7 protein-coding genes are annotated in these 13,471 nt (G+C 52.1%); all 7 read left to right on the forward strand.

The window, feature by feature from the left end:
* Nucleotides 1-117 precede the first annotated feature (117 nt).
* The 7 genes from ACO6S1_RS11900 to ACO6S1_RS11930 all read left to right on the forward strand — a co-directional run bounded on the left by ACO6S1_RS11900 (nucleotide 118) and on the right by ACO6S1_RS11930 (nucleotide 13,460).
* Nucleotides 118-693: an RNA polymerase sigma factor gene (locus tag ACO6S1_RS11900; RefSeq protein ID WP_422342913.1), complete on the forward strand. Its 576-nt coding sequence runs from the start codon at nucleotides 118-120 to the stop codon at nucleotides 691-693.
* Nucleotides 690-1,757: a FecR family protein gene (locus tag ACO6S1_RS11905; protein ID WP_422342914.1), complete on the forward strand. Its 1,068-nt coding sequence runs from the start codon at nucleotides 690-692 to the stop codon at nucleotides 1,755-1,757. The genes ACO6S1_RS11900 and ACO6S1_RS11905 overlap by 4 nt, the downstream gene beginning before the upstream one ends.
* Nucleotides 1,758-1,934: 177 nt before the next feature.
* Entirely contained in the window at nucleotides 1,935-5,519 is a 3,585-nt protein-coding gene (locus ACO6S1_RS11910; protein ID WP_422342915.1) for a TonB-dependent receptor, read from the forward strand.
* Between the two features lie 207 nt (nucleotides 5,520-5,726).
* Nucleotides 5,727-8,627, forward strand: a complete 2,901-nt coding sequence (locus ACO6S1_RS11915; protein WP_422342916.1) for a M16 family metallopeptidase — start codon at nucleotides 5,727-5,729, stop codon at nucleotides 8,625-8,627.
* A 336-nt stretch (nucleotides 8,628-8,963) separates the two neighbouring features.
* Complete coding sequence (locus ACO6S1_RS11920) at nucleotides 8,964-11,216, forward strand: TonB-dependent hemoglobin/transferrin/lactoferrin family receptor (RefSeq protein WP_422342917.1); 2,253 nt, start codon at nucleotides 8,964-8,966, stop codon at nucleotides 11,214-11,216.
* A gap of 26 nt (nucleotides 11,217-11,242) precedes the next feature.
* The gene (locus ACO6S1_RS11925) at nucleotides 11,243-12,253 is read left to right on the forward strand and encodes a DUF6607 family protein (RefSeq protein ID WP_422342918.1); all 1,011 of its coding nucleotides are present in this window, start codon (nucleotides 11,243-11,245) and stop codon (nucleotides 12,251-12,253) included.
* Between the two features lie 169 nt (nucleotides 12,254-12,422).
* The gene (locus tag ACO6S1_RS11930) at nucleotides 12,423-13,460 is read left to right on the forward strand and encodes an extracellular solute-binding protein (protein ID WP_422342919.1); all 1,038 of its coding nucleotides are present in this window, start codon (nucleotides 12,423-12,425) and stop codon (nucleotides 13,458-13,460) included.
* Nucleotides 13,461-13,471: the final 11 nt, after the last annotated feature.

A 13,471-nucleotide genomic window follows, 5' to 3' on the forward strand; every position in this document is an offset into this window, starting at 1 on the left:
TAGGTTCAGGGCACTTTGCAGGGTTTGACATAGTAGGTAACTTCCAGTGTTGGCATTGACAAATTGCGACTCCCCTCTCTTTATCGCGACGCAAATTTGGATTCGATAGGGCTTGTTTTGGCATCGGAAAAACACAACAATTCTGGAAAATCGGGCGATGCTGGCGACGGCAATAGTCCTGATGAAGCCATGCCCGACAACGATCTTGCAGAGCTGTTTGCCCAGTTCAAACTGCCACTGGAGAAATATTTCCGCAAAAGAGTTTATAACCAGAACGAAGTCGAAGATCTTGTTCAGGATGTATTCTTTCGGCTGACATCGCGCGCCGACAATGCTGATCTGGAACGGCCAGAGGCGTTTATTTTCCAGATCGCGGCGAATTTGTTACGCGACAAGGCTCGGCGCGAAGCCACCAAACGCGCTTTTACGAAACAATTATCTGACCAAAATGAAAATGCTTTTGAGGAAATTTCTCCCGAGCGCGTCTTGCTAGGTAAAGAGAAAGTAGTGGCGCTGAAAAACGCATTGAACGAATTGCCTGAACGCACACGGACCGTATTCCTGCTGCACAGGTTTGAGGAGTTTAAATATCGTGAGATTGCGCAACAATTGGGTATATCGATGAGTTCAGTTGAAAAGCATATGATGGATGCCATCAAACATCTTACGAAGCGGTTGGGGTCGTCCGAATGAAAGATGCTGATCCCATGAGCCCCGCTGGCGGCAACAATGGCGTTGAGGAACAAGCGGCCTATTGGTTCGCGCGATTGCGTGCGGACAATGCCAGCAAGGGAGATCAGAGGCGCTTCAAGGGCTGGTTGGAAGAGTGTCCACAGCATGCCGAAGCATATGCTTTGCAGGAAGAAGTCTGGACGGCAATGCAGGACTGCGCGGTGGACGACGATATCATGGCGATGCGGCAAAATGCCTTGGCGCAAAACCCGTCCGCTGCAAATAACAATGTCTGGCTAAAATATGGCGCGATTGCTGCTACACTTCTGGTCCTGGCCGTTTCTGTAGTGATGCTAAACCCATTCGCCAATTGGGATGGTTCCGGGTCCACTGCTCCCGCAGATCAATTGGCTGAAGCAGGGGCTCAGGAATCTCCGATCTATCGAACGGGCGTTGGGCAGCGATCAACGGTGAACCTGCCCGATGGATCCGTGGTTGAACTGAACACGGACAGTCTGATCCAAGTCAATTACAGCGAAGCAGGTCGAGACGTGATCTTGCTGCGCGGTGAAGCGCTTTTTGAGGTGGCAAAGGATGTCAACCGTCCCTTTGTGGTTGAGGCAGACGACAAGTTGATAACCGCTATTGGAACATCCTTTTCTGTCAGGCGGTCGGATGATGAAGTACGGGTCACACTAATAGAAGGCATTGTAACGGTCGACAAAGAAAGCGGTGACGATGCCAATGCCGTCAGCACAAAACAAATGCGGCCGGGAGAGCAGCTCGTCGCAGCTGGTGATTTGCCGTTCAAGGTCAATGTCATCAACACCGCTACGGTTACGAGTTGGAAAGACGGCAGGTTGATTTTCGACAATGAACCGCTGGGTATGATTGTTGATGAAGTGAACCGCTACTCCACACGCAAACTTGTGGTGGGTGATTCTGCATTGGCCGACATGCGGGTTAGCGGTATTTTTCAGGTCGGCTCAATAGACAGTTTCGCTGCTGCGTTAGAGGCTTCTTTCCCGGTAAAGAACAGCGCTCCTGCGGATGAAGGCGACATTGTTCTCGATTGGAAAGAGTGACATTTAGTCACTGAAAAATAAGACTTTTGTCTACCAACATCACTTAATATAATACGATTTTTTTCTCTCAATCCGAAAAGATTATGAGGAAAGCAGATGCTCGCGCGTCTTACTTTACATCGGGCCAGTTAGCGGATGACTGACGGCCTGCAGGGAAAGATAAGACAGGGGATCATAATGCAATCTCGTTCGTTTAAACTGCTGCAGGCAGCGATGCTTACCGGTGCGGCCAATATCGCAATTGTCGGGTCGGCGCAGGCGCAGGACCAAGCCATGTCCTTCAACATGCCCAGCCAGCCTTTGTCCTCCGCTTTGAGGGATTATGCTCTCAAGACCGGGAAAAACCTGGTCTATCCACCCAGCATGGTCGCGAACAAAAGGGCCAACGCTGTGTCCGGTCGTCATACGCCAAAACAGGCTTTGCGTTTGTTATTGAGAGGAACGTCTATTTCCTTTCGCGAGCTTGAGGGCAATGTTCTAGCGCTCACCGTGATTGGCAATTCGCGGCTCCGCCAAAATGCGGCCAACCCGGCGACTGTTTCTCCGGCGGTCGTACAGAGCGCTTCGGCCACTAGCGCAATGCAAGCCGATCCCGGTATTGATGATGGCCCGACCGGAGTGGTTTCCGGTACCGTCGTGAACAGGAGCACCGGAGCGGCGTTAAAAGGGGCGCTGGTGCGTATCGATGGCACAAATCTCGAAACGGTCACTGATGACCGCGGGCAATATTATTTTCCCGCAGTTCCCCGCGGCCAGCGTGTTGTGCGCGTCGAATATCTGGGTGAACAGACGCAAACCGCAATCGTTTCGGTCACCGCTGGATCACGTGAGCAAGCGAATATAGAGCTCGGTGCCGCCAATCAGGATATTGTCGTCTTCGGCTATCGCAGTTCTATCCAACAAGCGCTGAACAAACAGAAAAATGCGGATAACAATGCGACGATTGTGTCCTCGGATTTGCTTGGCGGATTTCCAGCGGAGACGGTTTCCGAAGCGCTACGGCGTGTGCCGGGCGTTGCTTTTGGGCGGGATGATGAAACCGGGGAAGGATCGCGTATCACAGTTCGCGGGTTCAGCTCGGAAGCGATTAACGTGCAACTTAACGGCCTGGAAGTGCAAGGCACAGGATTTGAACGCACCGTCGATCTGAGCGGATTCCTGACGGACAATATTTCTGAAATTACCATCCACAAATCCTTGTTGCCCAGCCATGAAGGGACGGGTTCTGGTGGACTGGTCGAGATTGAGACCAAGTCGGGGCTCGATTACGGGGATTTCTCGCTCAATCTTTCTGTCGAGGGCGAAACCAATTTCGACCGCGCCTTTGGTGAGGAGTATCAGATCAATGGAACGGTCGCAAAGAAGTTGACCGACAATTTCGGGATTGCGGCGTCGCTACAATATCGGAAAACGGATCGGTTGAATTATACGGCATCGGTGGTCGACGTTATTCCTTCGGTTTTTCCCGTCGGTGCGACTTCTCTTTTTAACACGCCGGCAAGTCTTGAATTTCCGTTTGATCCGGAACTCGATCAACAACGGCTTATTACGAGCGCGCAATATGCCCGTACCGATCGCGCGGAAGAGGCCATAGTGGGTTCGGTGAACCTCGCATGGGATGTCGCGGATCATACCCGCTTCCGTTTGGACTTTCAGCGCAATGAGTCGAATATAGTTAGCAGTAGATCTACCTCTACTATTGGATATTCGTCTTTTTCTACCGATATGCCCATTCCGGAGCTGGACAATGAAGTGCGTCGGCGCGTGACGTTAAGGTCGTTGAATCCGCGCCTCATACTTACATCGACGGATGAACAGCGCACGAGCGATAGTATCAGTTTTCGGGGCGACACGGATGTCGGGCGTTGGGAATTTGAATATAAGGCCGGTTATGGACGGTCCGAGTTCAAGGGGGATAATAGTTTCGTTAATTTCAACGCTGTGGCAACAAATCTGACGGATCTTATTGATCCCGAAACTATTGTGATCAATCCTGATGATGACGCCGCTGCAACTCCGCGGGTAGTCAATGGCGGGTTCGTTACGGCTGGTAACGGATTAATCATCCCATCGCTAACGCAGGCCGGAATTGATTTTGTAAACGATCCTTCTAATTACAATTTTTTCAACGCTGTCATTAACCCGATCGAGAATGTGACTGAAACTTATACTGGGGAGTTTCAGGCGCGATATAACACGCCTCTGGATTTTCTTGAATATATGGAACTGGGCGGCAAATACCAACGCAACACTCGTACTACCAATGACAATCCGTCCAATCCTCGGACGATCGCAAGTCAGCGATACACAAGGATTGCGAGCCTTCCCACACCTGTAACATTGTTCAATAACGGCACATTTGACCAGGACGGTCTTGCGAAATTAGGTGTATCAGAATTTTCCATTCCGTTTCTAAGTCCCTCAAATACAAGCAATATTGTTGATCAACTGCCAGATTTCATAACCGATGACCCTGCTACAGATTTCAATGAGGCAAGGTTCACTTTCTTGGACTTCGCGGCGCTGGATCCGCTTGTAACGGGCGCTGCCCTAATACCTACCAAAACCATTGAAGAAAGATTTTCCGGCTATCTGGAATCAAAGCTTACCGTTGGTGATTTCGATCTTATTGCTGGCGTTCGCTATGAGAGGGAGAAGCGGTCCGGCGTAACCATTACTTCGCAGAGTTTCGTTTTGAACGAGCCAGGCAGGCGCAGCGAGCCCCGTGAAACATTTGTGGAAGCAGGCCTGGTCAGTTTCGACAGCACTTCTGGTTCGGTGGATACATGGACGCCCAGCTTTCTGCTGACCTATCGCCCGATTGAAAATTTCACCGCACGCCTCGGATATTTCCGTTCCACTATCAATCCGGATTTCCGGTTGCTAAACCGATCCACCACTTTCAGCGTTGACCTTCGCCCCCAATTTGCGCGTGTGACGATATTGGAAGCCAATCCCAGTCTGAAGCCGTCGACGACCGACAATTTCGACCTGGATATTGCTTATTATTTCGATGACTCCCCCGGCCTGGTTCGCGCAGGCTTCTTCTATAAAAAGATCAGCAACAATTTTACTAATGTGTCCTTCACGGCGGTCGATAACACAGATGTGCGTCAGAGATTTTTGGATCGGTACCAGCCGCTCGCCGCGACCCGGCCTGATCTCCTTGACCTTGACCCCGGCACGGTATTCCTCGTCAATCGGCCTGAAAACGGTGAAGGTGGCACGATTTGGGGCATCGAGGGCGAGCTTATCCGGCGGCTGAACTTCTTACCCGGTTTTCTAAGTGACTTCGGGGTTCTCGCCAACGTGACCTATACTAACGGCGATTTTCCGACATTGGTTTCGGCCCGTGACGATGATGGCAATACCATTCAACTCAGCCTTGATCGCCCGTTACGTGATCAGGCGCGGTGGGTGTACAACCTGTCGCTCGATTATGAGCGGGATGGCTTCCAGGGGCGCGTCATCTACACCAGCCAGTCCGCGACAGTAGAAACTTTCGACGAATTTAACATCAATACGGTTATTCCGGGTTATGACACGCTCGACGCGCGTTTTTCCTATAGCTTTGAAAAAGCGGGGGGACTGTTCACTCTGTTTTTGGAAGGCGACGACTTACTGCGTGGTTCCAAAAAGCCGGACATACGACAAACGACCAGCTCGCAATTTGGTGATGGAAATACGTCGTTCAATTTCCCCGACACGTTTCAATTTAACGGCGGTCGCACCATCACGATGGGTATCCGTGCGAAATTTTAGAACGAACCCGTTTCCCCCATCTGTTTCCTGAGGCCGTTCCCACCCCAACACCCCGCATCGGCCTCAGGAAGCAGCACAAAGTCGTGGATTAGAACGGGGTGCAAATATCAAGTCATTTGTTGAGGGATTGGCGTTCCGGTGCGTCTTATATAGTAATAGCCGTTAGCCAGTCCGAATGAACCCCCCTGATTCTCTGGAGACCTAGTAATGCGACAGATATCCCGGTTGCGATTTCTCAATGCGCTGGTTGTCATATCCTGCTTATTCGTTGCAACTCCTGCATTGACACAGGCGAGCAATCAAAACGCCGGCTTCGCCCATGACGGGAGTGACCTGAAACCAGATTCCCGGGTCATTTACGGGACACTCGACAATGGCCTGCGCTATGCGGTGATGAAGAACAGCACGCCCAGCGGGGTTGCAGCGTTGCGGATGCGGATAGCCACCGGTTCGCTGAACGAGACGGACGAGCAGCAGGGGATTGCTCATTTCCTTGAACATATGGCTTTTAACGGTTCCAAAAATGTTGCCGAAGGGGAAATGATCAAGCGGCTCGAGCGCTATGGTCTGTCCTTTGGCGCGGACACCAATGCCAGTACCGGTTTCAGCCAAACGACGTACAAGCTAAACCTGCCCACTGTCGGCGAAGAAATACTGAACGAAGCCTTTTTCCTCATGCGGGAAACAGCGCAAAACCTGACGCTTGATAAAGATGCCATCGAGCGCGAACGCGGCGTTATTGCTTCGGAAAAACGCAGCCGGGATTCGGTCAACTTTCAGGCATTGATTGCCAATATGGGTTTCCTGACCGAAGGCAGCGGACTGGTTGATCGCTTGCCCATTGGCAAAGACGAAACCATCGCGACAATGCCGCGCTCAGAATTTGTCAAATATTATCGTGGTTATTACCATCCGGAAAACACCTTCATCGCCTTTATCGGGGATGTGGACACCAATCTGGCAATCAAAAAGATCGAAACCTATTTTGGTAACTGGCAACCACCTTCGGCCCCTGCGCCCGCGGCGCAAATCCCGCCGGTAAATATCGTTCCTGGAAAAGTCGGCTATCATCAGAACGACGAGATATTGACCTTTGTTTCGCTTGGTATCAAGCATCCCTATGAAAAGCGTCCGGATAATCTGGCGCGACGCAAAGAGGGCTTTCTGCGTGCGCTGGGGGCACAGATTGTCAATCGCCGCCTGGATCGCAAAGTCGATTCAGGTGACGCCCCCTATCTTGATGCGTCAATCTCCCGCTATGCACCGGAGGATACGGTGGACGCATGGGTCATCCGCATGCGCAGCAATCCGGAAAACTGGCGCGCAGCGCTGGCTGGGGGAGACCAGGAAATACGCCGCGCCTTTACCTATGGTTTTTCCCAATCGGAACTGGATGAAGCACTGGCGCGGTGGCGAAAAAGACTGGAGGTGGCAGTTGACCGAAAAGCTACGCGCAAGACCTATGCGGGATTGGAGTATAACTATGCCAAGGAACTGGTCGATAGCTTCGCCAATGAGCGTGTTTTCACTGCGCCGGAAGATGATCTCGATCGGTTCGAAAAATTTGCTGCAGAGATATCATTGGCCGATGTCGAGAGGGTCTTTCGTGAACGCTGGACGGGAATTGAAAAACCATTTGTCTATCTTGCGACTAGCGCAAAGCTGGACAATCCCGAAGCGGAGATACGATCTGCTCTAGACGCATCACGTAAGATTGCGGTTTCACCTTTGGAGAGCGATCAGGCGAAAAAATTTGCCTACACCAATTTTGGCCAAAAGGGACTCGTGGTGAAGGAAGCTTATTTGCCTGATGCGGATGCTTACTCGATACTATTTGCCAATAATGTGCGGCTTAATTTCAAACAGACCGATTTTGATGCCGATACCATTGGCATTCGAGTAAGAATTGGCAGTGGATTTCTCTCCATGCCACAAAAGGATGAAAGCTTGCGACGCCTGGCTGAAAACCTTTTAAATGGTAGCGGCGTTCAAGAGCATAGCGCAGATGAGCTGCATACGCTTTTTGCCGGTAAACGTGTCGGGACAAGAGTGCGTCTGCGTCCGGATAACGATGCGCTAGAAATTATCGGTGGAACCAACCGGGAGAACCTGTCCGATCAACTCAATCTGATGACTGCCCATGTGACGGCTCCAGCCTATCGGGAGCAAACTGTTAGGCGCTATCATGACAAGATGAAAGCATGGTATCCGACACATGATGCGACGCCGCTGACCGTAGCAGAGAAGGAATTACCGCGCATGATAAGGTCCGGTGATCGTCGTTATGGATACGACGATTTGGAGAGCTTTCTAGCGCCTACGATCGAGGATGTGCGCGACTGGATGGGGCCGCAACTCGAAAATGGTTTGATCGAAATCACAATCGTTGGCGATGTCGACCGAGCAACAACAATTGCTGAAGTTGCCCGGACCTTTGGTGCATTGAGCAAAAGAGCAGACAGCAAGGAAAAATATACCGATATGCGCAAGCTGGATTTCCCGGCGCCGCCAGCCGATCCGTTTGTTTATTATCATCAGGGCAATGCAGACCAGGCCGTCGTCCGGGTTTACTGGCCAGCACCCGATGCGTCGGATCCCGCCAGTATTTTTAAAATGCAAGTGTTGCGAAGCATTTTTCGTAACCAGCTGACAACGGTCCTCAGGGAGGAAATGGGGGCGACCTACTCGCCAGGCGCAGGTCTATTCGTCAACGATCTGTTCGAGGGCTATGGCTATATTTTTGCCAGCGTGATCGCAGCGCCGGATCAAGTCGATGCCGTGCGTCAGGCCATATTGGAGGTAGGACAGGATCTTGCGGGTGGAACCATTGATCAGGATATTTTCGGGCGCGCGTTGAAACCTATTGTCGATGATATTGACAGCACGCTGCAAAACAACAGCTATTGGCTTTCCGTGTTGGGCGATGCGCAGACCGAGGGGCACGGGATTGTCAGGCACCGACAGCGCGAGTCGGTTCTCAAGATGATGGCAGTTGAAGATATAAACGCCTTGGCAGCCGAGGTTTTTGTCGGGAAAAATGCTGTCGCTGCTTATGTTTTGCCGATCACGCAGCAAGAGGACATGATGGAAATGGTACAGCGACCATAATTCTTCACTAATTGTTTCTGTGTCATTGCAGGGAATGTTGTGCGCAAAGCTTCCCGCTATTGCGACCAGCAAGCAGGCAGCACGAATCTGGCAAAGAACCTTTCCGTAGCGTACGGAAAAACTCCTTGCCCAAAATTTCCAAGGCAGCTGCCATCGCAGCTTTGTTTCATCGGGCCTAAAACCTTGAGGCCAGGTTTTTCCTTGGAATATCCTGAAATTTCAATGTCGATCACCAGGAAGTGACGCCCTGTTCTATTTCCGTTTGACAGCCTTTCAGCCTTAACATTATAAGATAATGCGAATCATAATCATTATCAATAATACCCAGGTGAACTTATGAAACAGCTTTCATGCCGCAAGCGGCCTATCTTCGCGTGCAGCACGATTGCGCTATGCTTTTCTCAAGCGGTTTATGCAGCGGATGATGTTGACGATGGGTTCGATGCGAATGAAGGCATAACCGTCACTGCAACCCGCGCACCTGTTGCTATTGAGGACGCGCCCGCAACGGTAACGGTCATTGATGCAGAGCGGCTCGCAGATGAACTGGCAACTGACGTTCGCGACATTGTCCGTTTCGAACCGGGTATTTCCGTACGCCGTGCACCGGCGCGTTTTGGCGCGGCTTTGGGCTCCACGGGCAGGGCAGGGAATGAGGATTTCAACATTCGAGGCATCGGCGGCAACCGCGTGCTCATCCAGGTAGACGGCATTCGCTCGCCACAAGGATTTAGTTTTGGTGCGCAGGATGTCGGCCGCGGCAACGCAACAGATGTCGGTCTTATCAAATCGGTGGAGATCCTCCGCGGTCCAGCCTCGGCGCTCTACGGCAGCGATGGGCTGTCCGGTGTTGTCAGTTTTACGACATCTGACCCCGTTGATTTTATTGCAGGCGGTAATGCTGTCGGTGGTTTTGCGCGGGCACAATATAGTTCCGCGGATGAAGAATTTTCCGAGACAATCGCCATTGCCGGGCAGACGGGTGATTTTTCCGCCATGCTGGCTTACTCACGCCGTGATTTCAAGGAACTCGATAATCAGGGCACAAATGACGTCGAAGGTTCCGAACGGACGACGCCAAATCCACAAGACGGCCAGTCCGACGCGTTTCTGGGCAAGCTGGTCTGGAACAACGGTGGCCACCGTGTCCGATTGACCGGCGAATATCTGAAACGGGAAGTTTCGTCCAATGTGCTGTCCGGATTAGGACCGGTTTTTCTGTTTCCAGGACCGCCGAGCTGGATCGTCGATAGCTTGACCGCCGAAGACAGCACTGAACGGGTGCGTGCGTCGATTGACTGGACTTATGAAACTGAAGAAGATGGTGTCGGATTGATTGATTACGCGCATGTCGCTGCCTATTGGCAGGATGGCGAGGATGTTCAGTTCGCGAGCGAGGGGCGGATTGCAACCGGAGCAACGCCGCGGCCAGATCGCGAGCGCCTAAATACATTCAACAATCGCGTCTATGGCGTCGCTGCTGACTTCCGGTCAAGCTTCACTACCGGGCCAATCAGGCACAATATCACCTATGGCGGTGACTATAGCATTACTCGGCAAGACGGCCTGCGCGATGGTTTGGTTCCGCCAACCGGTGAATTTTTCCCGTCCCGCGCTTTCCCTGTAACCGATTTTTCGCTGGGCGGTTTTTTCATCGGTAATGCAATGGAATTTGCCGACGGCATCTTCACGCTCTACCCGGCTCTGCGCTTCGACTTCTACGACCTCAATCCTGAAGAAGACCCCCTGCTGCCGGGTTTTGTTCCAACCGGACAAGATGGATCAAAAATCTCGCCGAAAGTCGGCGCGGTCTGGAAATTGGGTGGTAATGTCCGCATGTTCGGCAATTATGCCCGCGGCTTTCGTGCACCTACGCCCAGTCAGGTCAATAATTTCTTCGAGAATCTAGCCTTTGGCTACACATCGGCACCAAATCCTGATCTGGACCCGGAAACGAGCGAAAGCTTTGAGGCCGGAATCCGGTATAATGCAGACGGAATTGATCTCGGCCTCACAGTCTTCTCGGCAAACTATGACGACTTTATCAGTCAGGAAGTAATCGGGGGTTCCTTCACGCCTGCCGATCCGGCGGTATTCCAGTTTATCAATCTGAACAGTGTCGATGTATATGGGATTGAGGCCCGCGCTTCTTATGAAGCCGAAAATGGTTTTCGCGCACGGTTTGCCATCGCCTTTGCGGACGGAACGGTGGAAGCGCCCGACACGACCGATATATCTTTATCGACGATTGATCCGCTCAATGCGATTCTGGGCGTGGGATATCGCGATCCCGGCAATCGGTTCGGCGGCGAGATGATTATCTCTTACAATGCGCGCAAGGAAGCCAACGAAACCATTGGCGTGTGCAATGAGGTCTGTTTCCGTCCCGATGAGTCGGCAATTATCGATGCGACCGCATTTTACCGGATCACAGACAATTTTACGATCCGGGCCGGCATATTCAACATTACTGACAAGAAATATGCGCTGTGGAGCGACGTTCGCGGATTGAGCGCATCATCCAGCATTACCGACGCTTTCACCCAGCCCGGACGGAATGCGAGCATTTCCATCAGCGCCAGCTTTTAATGCTATTAAGACGAGGAGAACCAACGATGAAACTGAGATATTATGCTGGCCTGCTGGCTGTAGCGATGGCTCCAACGCCGCTATGGGCGAGCCAACCCGCAACCATTCAAACCGAAACCACAAAGAACGCAGCCTTTGAACAAGACCGCGCAGATATTCTGGCGATGGCCGGGAACTATAAAGTGCGGTTTGATATGCAGGAATCAACCGCATGGCAGGAAGACTATGAGCCTCGCGAGCGCAAGATTTCAGGCGGTAATGAAGTGGTGCGCGTAATTGAAGATACAGGCACCAAAATCATTCTCCAGCATTTGCTGGTGGTTGATATGGGCGACGGCAAAGACTTCATTGTGAAGCATTGGCGTCAGGATTGGGAATATGAACCGCAGCATATTCTCGTATACTCCGACCGTCATCGCTGGTCACTTGAACCTGTTCCGGCTCAGCAACGCAAGGGACAATGGTCTCAAACGGTATATCAGGTGGATGACAGCCCGCGCTATGCTGGGATCGGTGCATGGGAAACCGAAGCCGGTATTCGGCGTTGGAGCTCCAACTGGACTTGGCGTCCGCTCGCCCGGCGCGATGCGGTACGTGATCCGGTTTACGATCGCTATTATGCGATCAACCGGCACTCCCCGATGCCGAATGGCTGGATCCATTTTCAGGACAATACAAAAATGGGCATGATCGATGGCAAGCTGACGCCGATTGTTCAGGAATATGTGCTGAACACCTACACCAAATTTGATGATTATAATGTCAAAGCGGCCGATGATTATTGGGCAAAGACCAAGGACTATTGGGCAGAGGTCCGGGCATCATGGGACAAGGCCTTTGCCTCCCATCGCGGCGTAACCGTGGAAGAGGAAGCGCAGACAGGTACGGTGATCAGCGGCGAACTGCTCAGCATGGGAACGAAAATTGCAGACGGAGAAATGGATGCCGGAGTGGCATCCGACAAAGCCAGAAGCCTTATTGCCCGAGCAACAAAGCCGGACGCTTTGAGAACGGCGACGAATAGCCAGGCACGCTAAACCCATACCGGCCTTTGCCATATTGGGTCGTGGCTGGCCAAATATGTACTGTTGAAAATTTTTGCGTAGTAACTGGCTTATACTCTGTTAATGACATGGCGGCTGGCAGCGCTGTGGATTGTAGTTGGTCCAGTTCATGCGTCATATCCTAGCTAACAAGGAGCAATTCATGCGTTTTGGTATCTTCGGTCTCGTCATAGCAATTCTGGGACTGTCCGCGTGCAGCGGCGGTGCGCCCGACGGTGCTGGTGCCTCTGAAGGGAAAGTGTTGGTTGTATTTTCGTCCCGCCACTATGATTCGGATTATGCGCTTTATGACGCTTTTGAAGAGGCGACCGGCGTTGATGTCCGCACGATTGAAGCCGACGGTGATCTTCTGGTCGAGCGCTTGAAAGCCGATGGCAAACGCAGCCCTGCCGATGTTATCGTGACAGTCGATGCCGGACGTCTCTGGCGGGCTGAACAGGAAGGGCTTTTCGCGCCTCTCGATTCCGCTAAGCTGAATGAAGCTGTCCCGGCCGGCATGCGGCATCCTGATGGTCTCTGGTTTGGCCTAGCTAAACGCGCTCGCGTGCTGGTTTATGCCCCTGACCGGGTCGATGAAGCCAAGCTGACCGGATATGAATCGCTCGCCGATCCCGCTTTCAAGGGTAAGGTATGTGCGCGGTCATCCGGCAATATCTACAATATTTCTTTGCTGGCAGCATTGATCGACCGGTGGGGAACAGAAAAGGCGCAGGAATGGGCGACCAATGTCGCTGGCAATTTTGCCCGTGATCCTCTGGGCGGCGATACAGACCAGATCAAGGCGGTTGCCGCTGGCGAATGTGATATTGCGCTGGTCAATCACTATTATTTCGCTCGGCTGATGAACGATGAAAAAGACAAAGGCTTAGTCGAGAACCTGGCGGTTTACTGGCCGAACGCCGATGCCGGTGTTCACGTCAACCTTTCGGGGGCTGGCGTTGCCAAAAATGCGCCTAACCCGGAACTCGCGCGGCAGTTTATCGAATTTGCGATGACCGAACAGCCGCAGCGTTTTTTCGCTGAACTGACGAACGAATATCCAGTCGTACCGACAATCAAATATGAAAATGCCGCGCTGGAAAAACTGGGTGAGTTTAAAGAAGATCCGATAGCGCTTTCAAAACTGGGTGAAAATCAGGCGGAGGCTCAACGGCTGTTTGATCGCGCCGGTTGGCCCTGATTCCCGATTTC

It is taken from the genome of Parasphingorhabdus sp. (assembly GCF_965233695.1).
In the GTDB taxonomy this organism is placed as follows: domain Bacteria; phylum Pseudomonadota; class Alphaproteobacteria; order Sphingomonadales; family Sphingomonadaceae; genus Parasphingorhabdus.

What these genes read in the sequence shown, in the direction of transcription:
- ACO6S1_RS11905 (WP_422342914.1), top strand. Translation starts at nt 690, where the DNA reads ATGAAAGATGCTGATCCCATGAGCCCCGCTGGCGGCAACAATGGCGTT.
- ACO6S1_RS11910 (WP_422342915.1), top strand. Translation starts at nt 1,935, where the DNA reads ATGCAATCTCGTTCGTTTAAACTGCTGCAGGCAGCGATGCTTACCGGT.
- ACO6S1_RS11915 (WP_422342916.1), top strand. Translation starts at nt 5,727, where the DNA reads ATGCGACAGATATCCCGGTTGCGATTTCTCAATGCGCTGGTTGTCATA.
- ACO6S1_RS11920 (WP_422342917.1), top strand. Translation starts at nt 8,964, where the DNA reads ATGAAACAGCTTTCATGCCGCAAGCGGCCTATCTTCGCGTGCAGCACG.
- ACO6S1_RS11925 (WP_422342918.1), top strand. Translation starts at nt 11,243, where the DNA reads ATGAAACTGAGATATTATGCTGGCCTGCTGGCTGTAGCGATGGCTCCA.
- ACO6S1_RS11930 (WP_422342919.1), top strand. Translation starts at nt 12,423, where the DNA reads ATGCGTTTTGGTATCTTCGGTCTCGTCATAGCAATTCTGGGACTGTCC.